Source organism: Psychrobacillus sp. NPDC096426, from assembly GCF_044762745.1.
In the GTDB taxonomy this organism is placed as follows: Bacteria; Bacillota; Bacilli; order Bacillales_A; family Planococcaceae; genus Psychrobacillus.
Genome location: NZ_JBIWEX010000007.1, coordinates 118,297 through 135,351, shown reverse-complemented (window position 1 = coordinate 135,351; position 17,055 = coordinate 118,297). Strand labels below are relative to the sequence as shown.

Here is a 17,055-nt window from a genome sequence, read left to right as displayed (position 1 = left end):
TGGAGGGAGCAGCTTGCTAAAAAATCGAGTAAAGGAATTAAGGGCTAGATTCAATTTGACGCAGGGTGACCTAGCGGAAAAAACTGGCGTAACGAGACAAACAATTGTTTCATTGGAAAAAGGGAGTTATACCCCTTCATTATTGCTCGCTATGAATATCGCGGAAGTGTTCGGAGAACCGATTGAACAAATTTTTTATAAAGAGGAGGAAACGAAATGAGGATGTATATCACAGTTATTTTAAGATGCTTGCTATATGTTTCTCTTGCATTGATGGTTTATGATTATGTGAGAATTGAAATGTACTTTGAAATGATGGGAAGAGGTTACATCGAGGGATTTTCTGTATATATCTCCACTTGGAGAGGTCATCTGTTAGGTATCATTGCCATACTTCTGACCGTTTTCAATGTGATTGATTATGTAATTATGAAGAAAAAGAAACATGCGAAGATGAAAGAATATATTTTATCGGAGTATGATGTCACAGATGAACGTGCGGTCGAGATTACAGGAAAAGCGGTTCGTTATGCATTTGTTTTTATTCTATTTTATACTTTTCTACTACTTGGATCGTATATGTTTATACCAAATTATTTTCTTGATTATCCGTGGTATCCAATATTTACGACCGCTTCGATACCGGTTTTTGGTTTGATCATCTATTTAATAACGTTTAAATACTTTCATGCTAAATAAAATTAAGGGGGATTCCATGAGGACTTTACTAATAACTATTATTTTACGCAATCTATTAATTATATCATTTGCAGTGCACATGTTTCCTTCTGCGAAATCATCTCAACTTTCAAAGATGCTTATGAATAAACAGATAAGTTACGATTTTTATATGGCAAATCATATTTATTCGATTTATTACTCTATTCCATTTTACATCCTAGTCTTGCTGAATGTTTGGTTCACATACTCTAATTCAAAACAACGGAATAGCGGTAGAATCGTAATGAAAGAAATAGTCATTCCTGAAATGAACCTTGTTGACGATGAAAGAGAATCCGAAATTACAGGAAAGTCGGCCAAGGCAGCGTTTTCCGTCATCATTGTCGCAACCTTCGTTGTGTTAGCATCATTTCCGCTCGCTATTCATTCTTTGGATAACGCTCTTTCATATGCAGTTTTTGCCATTGCCGCTCTACCGATCATTGGTCTGGTTACTTACTTTATTTCGTACAAAGTGCTATATACGCGGTGAAGAGGAGGTGCATGAAGTGGAAGAAATATATACAAATGTACTTCCCGGATCTGTTAAAGAATTATTAGCTTATGCAACTTCTGTAAGTAAAATTGATGCAGAATATGATCTTTATAAGCAACATGAAAACAGAAAATTATACGGATATAAACTTAATAATAAATTCATCGGCTGCATTGGAATCGAATTAACAGAACAACAAAGCTGCGAAATTAAACAGATTGCCGTATCACCATTTGAAAGAAGGGCTGGAATCGGGAAGAGAATGATAGATTTCATTTTTGAAAAACATTCTCTCTCCATGATTTCTGCAGAAACAGATCAAGATGCGGTGAATTTTTACAAAAATATTGGGTTTACTATTACAAGCTTAGGAGAAAAATATCCAGGAGTCGAACGTTTTTGGTGCGAATGCTTAAGAACAGAGAAAGTAAAATAATGTTAAATATACAGGAGGTTTTCCGATGAGCTACGAAAAAGCATTAGATCAATATATAAGTGCAACAAATACGCATGATTTTAACAATGTTAGAAAAGTTCTTCACGAACAGGCAATTTACTGGTTTTCTGATAAAACTTGTACAACTGTAAGTGAAATACAAAGTTATTTCGAAAATGCATGGAATCTGATAAAAGAGGAAGTCTATTCAGCCGAAGATGTTAAGTGGATTACAGTAGACGAAGGATCCGCAACATGTATTTATACGTATCGATATGAAGGATATTACAAAAGTAAATTTGTGAAAGGGAGTGGGAGGGCAACGAACATCTTCAAAAAAGAAGAGAATGGGTCGTGGAAGCTAATTCATGAACATTTGAGTAGCTTATAGAAAGCAAGTAACAATAAAAAATAGTTGCACTTTACAAGTAATTGTTTTATAAATAATGTAGAGGTGAAAGTCATGGAAAATAAACGTGAATTGTTCCAAGTTCTAACTCGTCGAATTGGATTATTAAATAAAAATTGTTGTTCTATTGGAAGCGTGGATATTTCAGCTGTTCAAAGTCACATAATTTATGAAATAGACAAACAACATGCACCTTCTATGCAACAAGTTGCAGATACATTAGCAATGGATATTACAACTTTTAGTAGACAAATTCAGAAATTAGTGAAGATGGAATTAGTAAAAAAAACACCTTCTGAACAAGATAAGAGAATCTACATTTTAAGTCTAACTGTACAAGGCAAATTCGTTGCTACATCAATCGATCAATCGATGAATGCGTATTTGGATGAGGTGTTTTCGCATATGAATGAATTCGAGCGTGAAACAGTCATTCGTTCGTTAGAATTATTAAATCAAGCTATGAAGAATTCAAATGTATTGTGTAGTTCTGCATTATGTTGAATGGAAAGTTAGTTGCATTATGCAAATAAAAAACGAATTATTACATATATGAATGATATGGAGGCTTTTGAATGATAGATGCGATTTTAGCATCTTTGATTTTTCTTCTAACACTAACATTAGTCATTTGGCAGCCAAGGAACTTATCTATTGGATGGTCTGCATGTGGCGGGGCTTTAGTTGCTTTATTAGTAGGAGTTGTAGGAATTCAAGATGTACAAGAAGTAATAGGAATTACATGGAATGCAACATTAACTTTTGTTGCGATTATCCTTATTTCACTGATTTTAGATGAAATTGGATTGTTTGAGTGGGCAGCACTTCATATGGTGAAAGCGGCTAAAGGTAGTGGCGTGAAAATGTTTGTTTATGTAAGTATATTAGGTGCAATTGTGGCAGCGTTTTTTGCCAATGATGGAGCGGCACTTATATTAACACCTATTGTACTTGCGATGGTTCGACATTTGAATTTTAAAGAGCAGATGATTTTTCCGTTCATTATGGCGAGTGGGTTTATTGCAGATACGACATCTTTGCCGTTTGTCGTAAGTAATTTGGTGAATATTGTTTCGGTAGACTTCTTTGGCATTGGATTTGCAGAATATGCTAATCGAATGGTTATTCCCAATTTATTTTCATTAACTGCAACAATTACGATACTTTACCTATATTTTAGAAAAAGTATTCCGAAAACGTATGATTTATCGAAATTGCGAAAGCCTTCAGAAGCAATTAAAGATGTTGGGATGTTTCATCTATCCTGGGGTGTTTTATTCATCTTACTTGTCGGTTACTTTGTTAGTGAATTCATTGATATGCCTATCTCCATTATTGCGGGGGTAATCGCAATTTTGTTTTTATTAATGGCTAGAAGAAGTCATGCAGTGAATACGAAAGCAGTTATAAAGGGAGCACCGTGGAGTATTGTATTTTTCTCTATAGGAATGTACGTAGTTGTATATGGAATGGGAAACGCTTGGCTTACGGGTTCTCTAGCTAATGTCGTTCAATTGGTTGCTAACCAGGGCCTATTCATTGCGACCATGGGCATGGGCTTCATCGCGGCATTTTTATCATCCGTTATGAATAATTTGCCTACCGTGATGATTGATGCATTAGCGATAGCAGAAACAAATACTTCTGGTCAAATACGCGAAGCGCTTATTTATGCCAATGTAATTGGTTCGGATTTAGGACCAAAAATCACACCTATTGGTTCGCTAGCAACACTAGTATGGTTGCATGTTTTATCTCAAAAAGATATTAAAATTTCTTGGGGCACTTATTTCAAAACAGGGATTGTATTGACGATTCCAATTTTATTTATTACGTTATTAGGACTGTATTTAACATTACTGTATTTCTAGAGGGGAATGAAATGATGACTAAAAAAACAATATACTTCCTTTGCACAGGAAACTCTTGCAGAAGCCAAATGGCAGAAGGCTGGGCAAAGAAATATTTAGGGGAAGAATGGAATGTGTACAGTGCTAGTATCGAAGCACATGGATTAAATCCGAATGCAGTCAAAGCAATGAGGGAAACTGAAATTGATATATCAGGTCAAACCTCGGATATTATTGATCCTGACATCTTACTCAATGCAGATTTAGTTGTTACATTATGCGGAGACGCTGCAGATAAATGTCCAATGACTCCACCTCATGTAAAAAGAGAGCACTGGGGCTTTGATGATCCAGCAGAAGGAACAGAAGCAGAAAAATGGGCTTTCTTCCAGCGTGTTCGAGATGAAATTGGGGAAAGAATCGCACAATTTGCCAATACAAAGAGAGATTGATTTTCTCGTTTTAGTGAGATTTGGAAGAAGAAAATTAACGAAAGTTGGACGAAAAGTTGTGTTGGTTGGAAGTAACCACCTCCTATTTAGAAGTTGCTTCTACTAAGGGTGATTTTTGAAAGACTCATTTGAAACTTTATTCCGAATAGATCGTAAACAGTAGGAAGGAAGGTGAGAGCATGAAAAAATATTTGCTGTTCATTACAAGTTTTACTGTATTATTTTTTGTCTTGCAAATAGGGTCAGGTATGATACTTACATTGTTTTATACACCAGATATAACTTCGACTGGAATTAGCGTGTATTCAGAAGTGGAATTTGGAAATACTTCTCCCATTTATTTAATAGGCACAATAATTATTGCTACAATCGCATTTTTACTTTCACAAATATTTACTTTCAAAAAGAATGCAACAATTTGAGCGTTTTCACATGTGTGAAGACGCTTTTTCCTAGTAAGCGGATAATTGAAGAGAAAGGTATTGATTTGCTAGTGCACTATGAAGAATATGGAGATAAGAATGGACCACTTATGCTATTTATCGTACCAGATTTACCAGAACAAGGGCATAGTACAAACTCATCGAGATATTAGAAGAAAAAGCGATAGGAAAAGAAATTACTGTTATTGGATTTTCACTAGGTGCTCAAATAACGATTCAAATGTTAAGTTTAAAACCAGATTTAGTTGATCATGCCATTATAAATAGTGCTTTAGTGAGACCCTTTCTATTGGCAAAGAAGCTAATTAGTCCGTCTATACGATTAACATTTCCTTTAATAAAAAATAAATCGTTTTCAAAGATCCAATCCAAAACACTATATATAAATTAAGATTACTTCAACAAATATTATAAAGAAAGTAGTCAAATGAAGGCAGAAACTCTCATTAGAATTTTAGAGGAAAACATGTCCTTTCAACTGCCTGAACAATTTAAAAAAGTGAAGGGAAAATACTAGTTACAGTTGGGGAAAAGGAAAAAGCAGTGATGAAAAAGTCTGCCATGGATATTGTTAAAAATAACCCAAATTGTAAAGGTGTAATCATATCAAATATTGGCCACGGGGTTCCCTTAGCAAATCCCACTTTCTTTAATCGAATGTTGGAAGCGTGGATAAATGAGGAGAGTGTACTAATAGAGGGTACAACTTTATTGTAAAAATTCATACATACTACGAAGGGAAGCACGAGCAATTTATCGTGCAACCCTTTTTTCTTATCTAAAATAATATTTGGAAATGCGGTCGATGAATTCTTTTTCCAAATCACCTTCCTTTTTTACAATAATGTAAGTGGAGACAGAAGGTAGTTCAAATAGGTCAAAATGTGGCTGCATTATTTTACCTTCTATTAGTTCTCTTCTGACGATGGAATGTGGCAGAAAAGAAACACCTAGGCCGTCTTGGATAAATCTTTTCGTAATATGCGCTTGTGTTACTTTCATCGTACGTAGACCGACAACATGCTTGTTTAACTTTAATAGAAGATCATCCCAAAAGACTGGATGATGATGCGTAAATAGATAATTTTTTTTCAAAACTTCTTGTACATCTATCGGTGGACCGCTCTCCTCATCATACTCATCCGAAGGCATGACGAATAAAATAGGATCTTTGTAGATTGGAATGAATTGTATGTCTCTTCGCTTAGCATCTAGTGCAGATACCCCGATATTTACTTCTCCTTGGTCGACTAATTCCTCAATCATATGGGATTCCTCTACACGAATACTTATCTCAATATTTGGATGAAGTTTCATAAAAGACTGTAAAACATTTGGCAAAATCGTCTCTGCCATGAGAGGGGAAATGGCTATACTCCAAGTACGACGGTAGCCTTGTGCAAATGCATGTACTCTCTTTACACTATTCTCTATACTTTTCACAATTTGCATGGCTTCAGGCAAAAAGAACCTTCCAGCATCCGATAGTGTTACTCGATTATTTTGTCTGTCAAAAAGGGCTATACCTAAATGCTCTTCCAATAACCGTATATGAACTGTAACGCTTGGTTGAGACATTATTAGTTTTTCGGATGCTTTTCGGAAATTAAGCGTTTCTGCAGCAACACAAAATGTTTTAAGCCACTGATACTCCATTATTCCACCCCTTTAATTAGAATTATTAATCAATTTAATTATATATATTTAATTTTCGTTATCAACTATCTGTCATAAACTAATTAAAAGGAGATGGTTATATATGTACTATAGGGGATTAAAAGATATTGTAGCAGTGCACACGAATATTGCGTCAGTGGAAGGAGAAATAGGAGAGCTAAGGTATCGTGGAGTGAAAGTGGAGGAATTAGTACCGAATCTATCGTTTGAAGAGTTAGCAAGCTTCCTTTGGACTGGAAAACGGACAAGAGCCTCCCTTAATAAGAATCGAGAACTTCCGAATCATATAAGAAACATAATTGATTCACTCCCAAAAGAGATTACATTAATGGATGCCATAAGGACTGCAATTTCAGCTTATGCCCATAAAGAATTTAAAGAAAAAGCAATAGAAGAACAAGCCGTAATGCTCACAACGGCTCTACCTATCATTATTACAAGACATTACCGAAATCAAAACAATCTACCAATAGTGGAAGCAGATCCACATTTATCTCACACAGCCAACTATTTGTGGATGTTAAATGGAATAATACCGAGTGACGTACAAGTGCAAGCACTGGAGACATATTTAAAACTGACAATGGAGCATGGATTGAATGCTTCTACTTTCGCTGCTAGAGTGACAATTTCTACCGAGTCTGATTTAACAGCAGCGGTCACTTCGGCGCTAGGCACGATGAAAGGACCTCTTCATGGTGGTGCTCCATCAGGAGTAATTGATTTACTAAATGAGTTTGAAAATGCTTCCTCCATTCGAACAATTGTAGAGAATAAAATCAAACATGGGGAAAAAATAATGGGGTTCGGTCATCGCATATACAAAACCGAGGATCCACGTTCTGTTTTGTTACGTGAAAAATGTTTGAAGTTACAAGGAAGAGATGCCTGGTTAGACCTAGCAACAATTGCCGAAAAAGAGATTATTGAATTGCTTGCTGAGCACAAGCCAGGTCGTAAATTGTATACGAATGTGGAATATTATGCAGCGGCCATTATGCGTTCTATTAATATGCCGGCAGAGCTATTCACTCCCACGTTCAGTGTAGCGAGAATGGTTGGTTGGACTGCCCATGCAATTGAACAGTTAGAAGACAACACTATTTTCCGACCACAATCCATATATGTTGGTGAAATAAAATAGCTATTCTAATCGGGACACAATTCACAAATGAATTGATGTCTCTTTTTTTGTTTTATTTAAAGCGATAGTTATTATACAATTCAAAATTTTCTATAAGAAAAGTGATAATTTTATGTTAAAATATTTTTGAGTATTGTAAAAGATTCACTTGAACTACCAGAGCAATTTAGTTTGAAGAAAAATCTTGTTAAAACGGTAAAATTATTGTTAGGTGAGGAGGGAAGCGCATGATTTCAGAGTTAAAGAAGGTTGAATTCTATAAGTGTAAAGATTTGTTATATGAGCATGGCCAATTAGAAGCAAAAGCAATAATTGCAGGGGTAAATCCAGGTCGTGTATTTGTAGATGATATTGATTCCCCTACTTCTGGACTTATTTGGTTAGGTAATAACGATGGCTTTATCTTTATTGGGGATGAAAAAAATGAAGGGTTTAATACCGAGTTAAATAATTTTATTGATAAGATAATCATACCAGAAGCAATAGAAGTTGGATTGGCATGGTTTGAAGGTATCGGTAATCACAGAAAATGGAATACAACTATTAAAAAAATATTTAAAAGCCGGAAATTAGGAAGTTGGAATCAGAGGGTATATACGCTACAAAAGGATAATTATAAATGTAACTATGAACTTGCCATTGAACAAGAATATAAGGTTATGAAAATTTGTAAAACTCTCTTTGAAAACAATGATTACAAAAACATTGAATTTTTACACTCCAAAATTTTAGAGTATTGGTCTTCGCCTGATAGGTTCTTTAGTTCCGGTATTGGTTATTGTACGGTTTACAAAGATGAAATTGTAAGTGTTTGTTTTTCAGGTTTTGTCGTTGAAAATGTACACTGTATAGATATAGAAACTTTAGAAGGGCACCAAGGAAAAAAGTTGGCCCAAATAACAGCTCTATCTTTTGTAAAAGAATGTTTGAATAATAATATTATTCCGTATTGGGATTGCATGGAATCAAACAAGCCGTCAATTGCAGTTGCAGAAAATATAGGATTCAAAAATGTATTTAATTATATAGGATATGAATTTCCGTTGAAGTAATTTTTTTTCAACTCAATAATTATTATTGCCAATTTACTGTTTACATAGAAGAAGCATCAGGAATTTTGCAAGAAGGTAAGGAAGAAAGTACGTGGACCGTGGATGCGATTTGATCGCTACTTTTTCAGAGTCCACTCGAACTATGTATGATACATATAAAGACTGGATAATAGATTTTGATAGAGAAAAAAAGATGAGGTGTTATTACGGTGAAAAGAATATATATAATCAGGCATTGTAAAGCGGAGGGGCAGGAAGAAAACGCCAAGCTAACCTCTGAAGGTTTAACTCAAGCGCTAATGCTGCGAGACTATTTTGAACATGTGAAAATCGACCAAATAATATCTAGTCATTATATAAGAGCAGTTCAATCAATTGAACCTTTGGGTGAATTTAAAGGAATTGAAATCATAAAAGATACTAGACTTTCTGAACGGATTTTAAGTACGGAGAACTACACAGATTGGCTTGATAAGCTTAATATGACCTTTCAAGACAAATCTTTAACATTCATCGGGGGCGAATCTAGTAATGAAGCGCTATTTAGAATCAGCTCAGTCTTTGAGGAAGTGATAAATTCCCCTGCAGAAAATGTCATTCTCGTCACACATGGGGCTATTATGTCTTTATTATTAAACAGTATGGATGATCACTTTGGATTTGATCAGTGGCAGACATTAACGAATCCAGATATCTATTTGATTGAAGTTCAAGAAGGTAAAAAAACATTTAAGCGGATATGGAATTCAAAATAGAAGAATTGTGTAAAAGCTATATAAAGAATAAGCAAGAAGAAAAATTTAGCGTTTTTCTTTTTGCTTTTTTCATTTATTTCAAAATACCAGTACTTTTAAGAGAAAAAACTTCAACTTCCGAATTATTTTTCCTTCTTGTCTTCCGAAATGTATGAACATTTGCTAAACTAGTTAAGTCTTACTATAGAAGCATGGAGGAAATAACGTGAAAGTATTTTTGGATTTAGGATGGTTTTTTAAAGAGAGAAAAAAGCAATACTTATTGGGCATTATTATGCTTATGTTCGTTGCTTTCTTGCAGCTGATCCCGCCTAAAATTATTGGGTATGTTGTAGATGAAATTAGTGTTGGTACATTAACGATTTCTACCTTAACGAAATGGCTGGCAATTTTAGCTGCAGCAGCTATTGGTATGTACATTTTAAGGTACTATTGGCGCATTATGATTTTCGGTTCTTCCATTTTTTTAGCGCGACAATTGAGAGAAAGATTGTTTCGCCACTTTACGAAAATGGCTCCTTCGTTTTATCAGAAAAAACGCGTAGGAGATTTAATGGCACATGCAACGAATGATTTATCCGCTGTTCAGCAGACAGCGGGAGCAGGCGTATTGACGCTTGTCGATTCCATCACAACAGGTGGGTTTGTTATTGCGGCAATGGCCATTACGATTAACTGGAAGTTGACGTTAATCGCACTTATTCCACTACCGCTTATGGCAATCTTAACAAGTTATTACGGGAAACTGCTACATCAACGTTTTCGTTATGCTCAAGAAGCATTTTCCAGCTTAAATGACAAAACACAAGAAAGCATATCTGGAGTTAAGGTGATTAAAACATTTGGTCAAGAAAAAGAAGATACAGAAGATTTTGTTCAGTTATCTCAAGAAGTAGTAGATAAAAATATTCGTGTAGCGAAAATAGATTCATTGTTTGACCCAACGATTTCATTAATAGTTGGTATGTGTTTCTTCCTATCTATCGTGTTTGGTACTCGCTTTATCCTTGCAGGGGATATGTCAATCGGTGATTTGTTTGCATTTACATCGTATTTAGGGCTACTTGTTTGGCCAATGCTAGCATTTGGTTGGTTATTTAATATAGTAGAGCGAGGCCGTGCTTCCTATGATCGTATAACGAGTTTGTTAGAAGAAAAGATTGAGATTGATGATAAAGTAGGAGCACTGGAAATAACGCCAAAGGGAGATATTCAATTTAACATCCAGGAGTTTAAATTTCCAGGAGACGATCGAGCTGCGATTCGTGATGTACATTTCACGCTTAAACGAGGAGAAACATTAGGAATTGTCGGTAAAACTGGAGCCGGAAAAACAGCGATTTTAAAGTTGTTAATGAGAGAGTTTGAAGGATACGAAGGACAAATTGTATATGGTGAACATGCAATAGATGCATATAAGAAAAGAAATTTGCGAGAAGCGATTGGATACGTACCGCAAGATCATTTCCTTTTCTCTACAACGGTTGCAGGAAATATTGCGTTTGCAAATGCAGGTGCTTCCATGAAAGAAATATATGATGCGGCAAAAATTGCATATATCCATGAGGATATTCTGCAGTTTACCGATGGCTATAATACAATCGTTGGTGAGCGTGGAGTGTCACTTTCGGGTGGCCAAAAACAACGGATTTCTATTGCTCGAGCCCTAATGATGGAGCCAGAGCTGCTAATTCTCGACGATTCATTGTCGGCTGTAGACGCACGTACAGAAGAAGCGATTTTAGAAGCATTAAAAGCAAATCGTACGGATCAAACGACGATCATTACTTCTCATCGATTAAGTGCAATTCAGCATGCCCATCAAATTATTGTCATGAGTGAAGGTACAGTAGTTGAAAAAGGTTCCCATGAACAATTGATGGAGTTAAAAGGCGTGTATTTTGAAATGTATCAATTACAGCAACTCGAAACTTTAGTGGAAAAGGGTGGTGAAGCATAATGGAGGAAAAACAACTTAAATTGTCTGGTAAAGATCAGTGGATCGTTTTCAAACGATTGCTCATCTACTTAAAACCACATAAAAAAGTTATTACACTTGCATTATTTTTACTAATCTTAACCGTGTTAGGTGACATTCTTGGCCCTTATTTAATCAAAACATTCATGGATGATTATTTAACACCAGAATATTTTCCGACAGGTCCGATTTTAGGGCTGGCACTTGGATACATTTTTATTCAAGTTGGAAATGTTATTGTCAGTTACTTTCAATTACTCAGATTTCAAGAAATTGCTTTGAAAATCATCCAACAAATGCGGATTGACGTTTTTTCGAAAGTGCATAAACTAGGAATGCGCTACTTTGATAAGACACCAGCTGGAAGTATCGTATCCCGCGTGACAAATGATACAGAAGCAATAAAAGATATGTTCGTTAGTGTGTTAGTAGCATTTGTTCAGAGTGGTTTTTTAATCATAGGTGTATATGTGGCGATGTTTATATTGAATGTGAAATTGGCGTTAGTCACGACGATTTTATTACCAATACTATTTATAATAATCCGCACTTATCGAAAATATAGTTCAGTTGTTTACCAAGATTTGCGCGAACGGCTAAGTCAGCTTAACGCGAAGCTTGCAGAATCATTACAAGGGATGACGATGATTCAAGCATTTCGGCAAGAAGATCGTTTGCAAGATGAGTTTAATGAAATTAATGATAAGCACTGGAATGCAGGAAAACGTAATATAAGACTGGATAGTTTACTTCTTCGTCCAGCAATCGATTTAGTGTATGCTTTAGCGATTATTATGATCCTTAGCTACTTTGGAATTACTTCTATGAACAATGTGGTAGAAGTTGGGGTGATATATGCATTTGTCACTTATATTGATCGTTTCTTTGAGCCTATCAATCAAGTAATGCAGCGTTTATCGATTTTCCAACAAGCAATTGTTGCGGCTTCTCGTGTATTCAAGTTGCTAGATGAAGAAGACTTGGCTCCATCTCAAAAGGACGTAGCTAGTGCTAAAATTGAACAAGGAAAAATCGAATTTCAAAACGTTACTTTTTCATATAATGGTCAAACGAATGTGTTAAAGAATATTTCGTTTACTGCAGAACCAGGTCAAACAGTAGCTTTAGTAGGACATACAGGAAGTGGGAAAAGTTCAATTATCAACTTGCTTATGCGTTTTTATGAGTTTGAACAAGGTGATATTAAAATTGATGGACATTCTGTGAAAGACTTTCAGACAGAAGAAATCAGAGAAAAAGTAGGGCTTGTACTGCAAGATCCATTTTTGTTTTATGGGGATATCGAAAATAATATTCGGTTACATAATAACGAAATGACCGAGGAGGAAGTAAAGGCTGCTGCAGAATTTGTGCAAGCAAATACATTTATCGAAAAGCTTCCAAATTCGTACAACCAAAAAGTAACGGAGAGAGGTTCCACATTTTCAAGCGGTCAAAGACAATTAGTTGCTTTTGCGCGTACAATCGCCACGAATCCTAAAATCCTAGTGCTGGATGAAGCAACAGCCAATATCGATACCGAAACTGAAGTAGCGATCCAGAGTAGTTTAGAGAAGATGAGAAAAGGTCGTACAACCATTGCAATCGCCCATCGTTTGAGTACGATTCAAGATGCCGAACTTATACTTGTACTACATCATGGGGAAATAGTAGAACGAGGGACTCATCAGGAACTACTGAACCAAAAAGGTTTATACCATAAGATGTATCTTTTACAGAATAATGTAGTGAATGATATTGCATAGCTATTACTCCCAAACTAACCAGCAAGAGTTAAGACTCTTTGCTGGTTTATTTTAATTAGATAGTATAACAATTGAAGAGTTTTTCGCTATGAACCAATCACCAAGCAAGTGAACATTTTTCTGTTGTGCTACAATAATAGTTGAAAAAAGAAAGGTCGTAATGTCAATGTATTCAATAAATGAATGTGCAAAACTAGTTGCTGACCAAGGACAGAACGTGTTAGCATGTGCAAAAGAATTAGAGCAGATTACTACGAAAACAGGGAAAGAACGCTCTGATTTATATGAAAGATATTGTGCGAACCAACATTCTTTCAATGTGTATACATATATGAATTCTACAATAGAAAGCTTAAAAGAGGTTCATGTATTTCAAAGAAAAGTTGCTTTATTTGGAGCAGTTTTTGCAGGTACAAGAACAGACTATGAAGCCGAAGTTAATGCTCAACAAGCAGAAACAACGTATGAAGAATTAGCTGTAGCAGCTCATGAAATGATACATGCACTGCAGTTTTGAAAAAAATCTTAATATAAACTTGAAATTCACCTACTATGAAGGTGAATTTTTTTCGGTAGTGCTATAAAGTCTTTATCCGTCCATTGCCCAAATAATTTAGTATTCAAGTCTTTCTTAAAGGTGAGAGATTTGTTAAACTTAAAAAGTCTTATTATTTATAATTAATAAAACCTATAGCATCAAATATACTTGCTATCATATGAAGTGGTAGAAGAAGAAAATTTACTTAAAGAGTCGAAAAGCTGCCACAGGCATTAGTAGAGTAAAAGTGCATATAATTTGGTACGATAGGGACAGTAAATCGGAAAGGAAGACAGCCGTGAGTACCGATATAAATTTATTCTTGGCATTTGGTGCAGGATTTTTAAGCTTTATCTCTCCCTGTACATTGCCTTTGTATCCAGCATTTTTATCTTATATTACAGGGATGTCACTAGAAGAAATCAAAACAGACAGAAAGTTAATGCAACGAAGAGGAATGCTACATACATTATTCTTTTTGTTAGGATTTTCCATTATATTTATTGCTATAGGATTCGCAACATCCTTAGTAGGCACCTTCTTTATCCAATATGGAGATCTGCTCCGTCAAGTTGGGGCAATTTTTATCGTCATTTTTGGATTAATCATTGTTGGTATATTTAATCCGGCATTTCTAATGAAAGAAAAGCGCCTTCAATTTAAAAATCGTCCTTCTGGATTTTTGGGAACCATTTTAATAGGAATGGCCTTTGCAGCAGGTTGGACCCCGTGTACAGGACCAATATTAGCGGCAGTAATCGTAATGGCTGGATCAAATCCAGATGTTGGAATATGGTATATGCTCACATACGTGTTAGGATTTGCGATTCCATTTTTCGTATTATCTTTCTTTGTTACAAGACTTAACTGGATCCGCAAAAACAGTAATATAATCGTAAAAGTAGGCGGATATATTATGATTGCCCTTGGGATTTTATTGTTTTTTGACGGTTTAGAGTATATAATACGGATTTTAAGTCCGATTTTTGGTAATTTTACAGGATTTTAAATTTCATTGTTGAGGGGGCATGAGTGTGATAACAGTATTAGTAGTGGATGATGCAATCTTCATGCGGACCACGATTAAAAGAATGCTGGAGGAACATCAATTTGACATAATTGGTGAAGCGGCTAATGGACTAGAAGCAGTTGAAATGTATAGAAAGTTATTACCAGATGTTGTAACGATGGATATTACTATGCCTGGCATGACAGGGATTGAAGCAGTAAAAGCAATTATTTCCGAGCATCCAGACGCGAAAATAGTGATGGTTACAGCACTAGGACAACAAAAACTAATAGTAGATGCACTTGAATTTGGCGCCAAAGATTTCATTACAAAACCATTTAATCCGGAACAAATGGTGCAAGTGCTACAGAATGTAACAGCAGAGTCAGATTAGATATATTTGAAATTGAAGGATAGGATGTATACAATGTTTGAAAAAATTTCACCGAATGTCATGCTAATTGTTTCCACGGTGTTTGCGATTGGAATGGGAATTGCCGTTACGACGATCAGAGCGAAATCTGCTAAACGACCGGCAAGTGTAAAAAAAATATTATTGCCTCCACTCTTCATGTCTACTGGAGCACTAATGTTTATCTTTCCTTTTTTTCGAGTAACAGGTTTGGAATTTTTAGAAGCAATCATTGCTGGAATATTGTTCTCCACCGTGCTTATTTGGACTTCCAAATTCGAGCGAAGAGATGGCAAAATCTATTTGAAGCAATCAAAAGCATTTATCTTTATCTTGTTCGGATTGTTAATCGTGCGTATCATTGGAAAACTAGTGCTTAGTTCAACCATTGATGTTGGGGCACTTAGTGGCATGTTTTGGATATTAGCATTCGGTATGATTGTTCCATGGAGAGTTGCGATGTACATGCAATTTAGGAAACTACAAAAAGAAGTAAGTTTATAAGAAAAGCGCAAGCGCCTATATCTGCCCCGGTCAGGCACGCTTTTCTGCGACGAGCTTTGCGCTGGAGCTAGATCGATAATTCTTATCTCTTTAAATAGAAAGCGAGCATTCCTTATATAGGGATGCTCGCTTTTCTTATTTGCCTCTAGGCATATCCGCTGATAGCTCGAAAAACTGTTCATATGGTGTAACATCAATTTTCAATTCCGCTAGTTTTTTGCGCAGGAATTTGTGATCTCGCTTAGGCGTAGCAATAATATAACCGCGCACTAATAGTTCCCGTGTAATCGCGGTTGCTTTTTCCTCTAATGCTAACTGCCCAATTTTACCTGCGATTTTTTGCTTCGCTACCGGTCTGAAAAGCTCTGGCACTGGGCTGACTAATTCATTTAACAGCATTTTTTGGTCTTCATTCCATAAATGTATCGTGTTGTTGACATAGTATTCTTCCCAATCTAGCACGGACTTTCCGTCATCTTTTGGTAGAGCCTTTAAAAACTTTCGGAACATAAAAAAGCCACCAATAGCCATTAATGATATGAGTACGACAACCCAAAAAAGTATAAACCATAAAAACCAACCATTTAACAATCTATTCACCTCAATCTTCTTACCATTAGTATAAGATGTTCTGAAAAATATTTCACTAGGAATGTATCCTTTCGATCAAAAACTTTCTATCTACTAGTTGAAAGGAGGTGATACACATGGCGAACTTAGAACATAAACAAGCGGTATTTAAATTAATTTATGAAGGTGGTTTGACAGAAGATGGTAAGATGAAGACAAAATCGAAAACGTATCGCAATGTACAAGGTGTAGTAACAGCGGATCAATTGGAATTAGTAGCAGCCACATTAACAAGCTTTACAAACAGCCCCTATATCGGTGCAGAAAAAATCGAAACATTGAACTTAAACTAATAACCATAAGGAGGAACCAGCATGGCTAAAACATTGCAGTTACAATTCGAAGCGGCAAACGGAAAAAACATTACGATATCGGTTGATGAACCAAAAGAGTCACTAACTTCAGAAGAAATACAAACAGGGATGGACACAATTATTAGTAGTAATGTTTTTCAGGTGGAAGGGGCCCCCCTTGCACTCGTAAAAAGCGCAAAAGTAGTAGAACGAAATGTGATAACTATTATCTAATGTAGAATGACTCTCCGCGCAATGGAGAGTCATTTTTTAAAAGGGAGAGGAATATGAATGGAACAATGGCTTGCAGTTATTCAAGATGTTGGCTTTCCAATTTTCGTGTCATTTTACTTGATGCACCGAGTGGAAAGTAAACTTGAAGAAATTAAAAATGCACTACTATCCTTAAAGTAACTCCTCTATTCACAAAACTGTTGAATTAATAGAAGCTGATGTAGTTGAATGAAACAAGTTGTTTCGTTAAGATAAGG

24 protein-coding genes and 1 pseudogene are annotated in these 17,055 nt (G+C 35.6%); 23 read left to right on the top strand and 2 right to left on the bottom strand.

Translation table 11 applies throughout. The features are described 5' to 3' along the window. Positions 1-13 precede the first annotated feature (13 nt). The 10 genes and pseudogenes from ACIQYS_RS08125 (at position 14) to ACIQYS_RS08080 (ending at position 5,523) form a co-directional block, all read left to right on the top strand. Complete coding sequence (locus ACIQYS_RS08125; protein ID WP_402977389.1) at positions 14-220, top strand: helix-turn-helix transcriptional regulator; 207 nt, start codon at positions 14-16, stop codon at positions 218-220. Continuing rightward, positions 217-699 (top strand): hypothetical protein, encoded by a 483-nt coding sequence (locus ACIQYS_RS08120; protein WP_402977387.1) that lies wholly within the window; start codon positions 217-219, stop codon positions 697-699. Before ACIQYS_RS08125 ends, ACIQYS_RS08120 begins: the two co-directional genes overlap by 4 nt. A gap of 16 nt (positions 700-715) precedes the next feature. Beyond that, positions 716-1,213, top strand: coding sequence for a hypothetical protein (locus ACIQYS_RS08115; RefSeq protein ID WP_402977384.1), 498 nt, complete (start codon positions 716-718; stop codon positions 1,211-1,213). Between the two features lie 16 nt (positions 1,214-1,229). Further along, positions 1,230-1,652 (top strand): GNAT family N-acetyltransferase, encoded by a 423-nt coding sequence (locus ACIQYS_RS08110; RefSeq protein WP_402977381.1) that lies wholly within the window; start codon positions 1,230-1,232, stop codon positions 1,650-1,652. Between the two features lie 25 nt (positions 1,653-1,677). Then, positions 1,678-2,043, top strand: a complete 366-nt coding sequence (locus ACIQYS_RS08105; protein WP_402977375.1) for a YybH family protein — start codon at positions 1,678-1,680, stop codon at positions 2,041-2,043. A gap of 72 nt (positions 2,044-2,115) precedes the next feature. After that, positions 2,116-2,565, top strand: coding sequence for a MarR family winged helix-turn-helix transcriptional regulator (locus tag ACIQYS_RS08100; RefSeq protein ID WP_402977371.1), 450 nt, complete (start codon positions 2,116-2,118; stop codon positions 2,563-2,565). 71 nt (positions 2,566-2,636) lie between these two features. After that, entirely contained in the window at positions 2,637-3,932 is a 1,296-nt protein-coding gene (locus ACIQYS_RS08095; protein ID WP_402977362.1) for an arsenic transporter, read from the top strand. A gap of 14 nt (positions 3,933-3,946) precedes the next feature. Continuing rightward, positions 3,947-4,363, top strand: a complete 417-nt coding sequence (gene arsC, locus ACIQYS_RS08090; RefSeq protein ID WP_402977356.1) for an arsenate reductase (thioredoxin) — start codon at positions 3,947-3,949, stop codon at positions 4,361-4,363. A gap of 179 nt (positions 4,364-4,542) precedes the next feature. Next, on the top strand, positions 4,543-4,785 hold the full coding sequence (locus ACIQYS_RS08085; RefSeq protein ID WP_402977353.1) for a hypothetical protein: 243 nt from the start codon (positions 4,543-4,545) through the stop codon (positions 4,783-4,785). A gap of 65 nt (positions 4,786-4,850) precedes the next feature. Continuing rightward, positions 4,851-5,523: pseudogene (locus ACIQYS_RS08080) on the top strand (alpha/beta fold hydrolase). A gap of 57 nt (positions 5,524-5,580) precedes the next feature. On the opposite strand, the gene ACIQYS_RS08075 reads toward ACIQYS_RS08080, so the two are convergent. Next, entirely contained in the window at positions 5,581-6,462 is an 882-nt protein-coding gene (locus ACIQYS_RS08075) for a LysR family transcriptional regulator (RefSeq protein WP_402977350.1), read from the bottom strand. Between the two features lie 103 nt (positions 6,463-6,565). Here ACIQYS_RS08075 and ACIQYS_RS08070 point away from each other — a divergent pair, with 103 nt between their 5' ends. The 10 genes from ACIQYS_RS08070 (at position 6,566) to ACIQYS_RS08025 (ending at position 15,641) form a co-directional block, all read left to right on the top strand. Beyond that, positions 6,566-7,627, top strand: coding sequence for a citrate/2-methylcitrate synthase (locus ACIQYS_RS08070; protein ID WP_402977347.1), 1,062 nt, complete (start codon positions 6,566-6,568; stop codon positions 7,625-7,627). A gap of 227 nt (positions 7,628-7,854) precedes the next feature. Continuing rightward, positions 7,855-8,679, top strand: coding sequence for a GNAT family N-acetyltransferase (locus ACIQYS_RS08065; protein WP_402977344.1), 825 nt, complete (start codon positions 7,855-7,857; stop codon positions 8,677-8,679). A gap of 91 nt (positions 8,680-8,770) precedes the next feature. Then, a complete protein-coding gene (locus ACIQYS_RS08060) occupies positions 8,771-8,920 on the top strand; it encodes a DUF3885 domain-containing protein (protein ID WP_402977341.1) in 150 nt (49 codons plus the stop codon). Continuing rightward, positions 8,889-9,434 carry a histidine phosphatase family protein gene (locus ACIQYS_RS08055; protein WP_402977338.1) on the top strand — a complete coding sequence of 182 codons (546 nt, stop codon included), beginning with the start codon at positions 8,889-8,891 and terminating at the stop codon, positions 9,432-9,434. Before ACIQYS_RS08060 ends, ACIQYS_RS08055 begins: the two co-directional genes overlap by 32 nt. Before the next feature lie 205 nt (positions 9,435-9,639). Next, the gene (locus tag ACIQYS_RS08050) at positions 9,640-11,394 is read left to right on the top strand and encodes an ABC transporter transmembrane domain-containing protein (protein ID WP_402977335.1); all 1,755 of its coding nucleotides are present in this window, start codon (positions 9,640-9,642) and stop codon (positions 11,392-11,394) included. Next, positions 11,394-13,178 carry an ABC transporter ATP-binding protein gene (locus ACIQYS_RS08045; protein ID WP_402977332.1) on the top strand — a complete coding sequence of 595 codons (1,785 nt, stop codon included), beginning with the start codon at positions 11,394-11,396 and terminating at the stop codon, positions 13,176-13,178. The genes ACIQYS_RS08050 and ACIQYS_RS08045 overlap by 1 nt, the downstream gene beginning before the upstream one ends. Positions 13,179-13,344: 166 nt before the next feature. Next, positions 13,345-13,695 carry a hypothetical protein gene (locus ACIQYS_RS08040; RefSeq protein ID WP_402977329.1) on the top strand — a complete coding sequence of 117 codons (351 nt, stop codon included), beginning with the start codon at positions 13,345-13,347 and terminating at the stop codon, positions 13,693-13,695. A gap of 319 nt (positions 13,696-14,014) precedes the next feature. Further along, complete coding sequence (locus ACIQYS_RS08035; protein WP_402977326.1) at positions 14,015-14,725, top strand: cytochrome c biogenesis CcdA family protein; 711 nt, start codon at positions 14,015-14,017, stop codon at positions 14,723-14,725. A gap of 19 nt (positions 14,726-14,744) precedes the next feature. Next, entirely contained in the window at positions 14,745-15,119 is a 375-nt protein-coding gene (locus tag ACIQYS_RS08030) for a response regulator (protein WP_402977323.1), read from the top strand. A 33-nt stretch (positions 15,120-15,152) separates the two neighbouring features. Further along, positions 15,153-15,641 carry a CcdC family protein gene (locus ACIQYS_RS08025; protein WP_402977320.1) on the top strand — a complete coding sequence of 163 codons (489 nt, stop codon included), beginning with the start codon at positions 15,153-15,155 and terminating at the stop codon, positions 15,639-15,641. A gap of 135 nt (positions 15,642-15,776) precedes the next feature. Here ACIQYS_RS08025 and ACIQYS_RS08020 read toward each other — a convergent pair whose 3' ends face one another. Next, complete coding sequence (locus ACIQYS_RS08020) at positions 15,777-16,232, bottom strand: DUF2621 domain-containing protein (protein WP_402977604.1); 456 nt, start codon at positions 16,230-16,232, stop codon at positions 15,777-15,779. Between the two features lie 116 nt (positions 16,233-16,348). Here ACIQYS_RS08020 and ACIQYS_RS08015 point away from each other — a divergent pair, with 116 nt between their 5' ends. The 3 genes from ACIQYS_RS08015 to ACIQYS_RS08005 are packed head-to-tail and all read left to right on the top strand — an operon-like array spanning position 16,349 to position 16,978. After that, positions 16,349-16,564 carry a DUF1659 domain-containing protein gene (locus ACIQYS_RS08015; protein ID WP_402977317.1) on the top strand — a complete coding sequence of 72 codons (216 nt, stop codon included), beginning with the start codon at positions 16,349-16,351 and terminating at the stop codon, positions 16,562-16,564. Between the two features lie 21 nt (positions 16,565-16,585). Further along, on the top strand, positions 16,586-16,798 hold the full coding sequence (locus ACIQYS_RS08010; protein ID WP_402977314.1) for a DUF2922 domain-containing protein: 213 nt from the start codon (positions 16,586-16,588) through the stop codon (positions 16,796-16,798). Positions 16,799-16,855: 57 nt separating this feature from the next. Next, a complete protein-coding gene (locus ACIQYS_RS08005) occupies positions 16,856-16,978 on the top strand; it encodes a YvrJ family protein (protein ID WP_142605499.1) in 123 nt (40 codons plus the stop codon). The last annotated feature ends 77 nt before the right edge of the window (positions 16,979-17,055 follow it).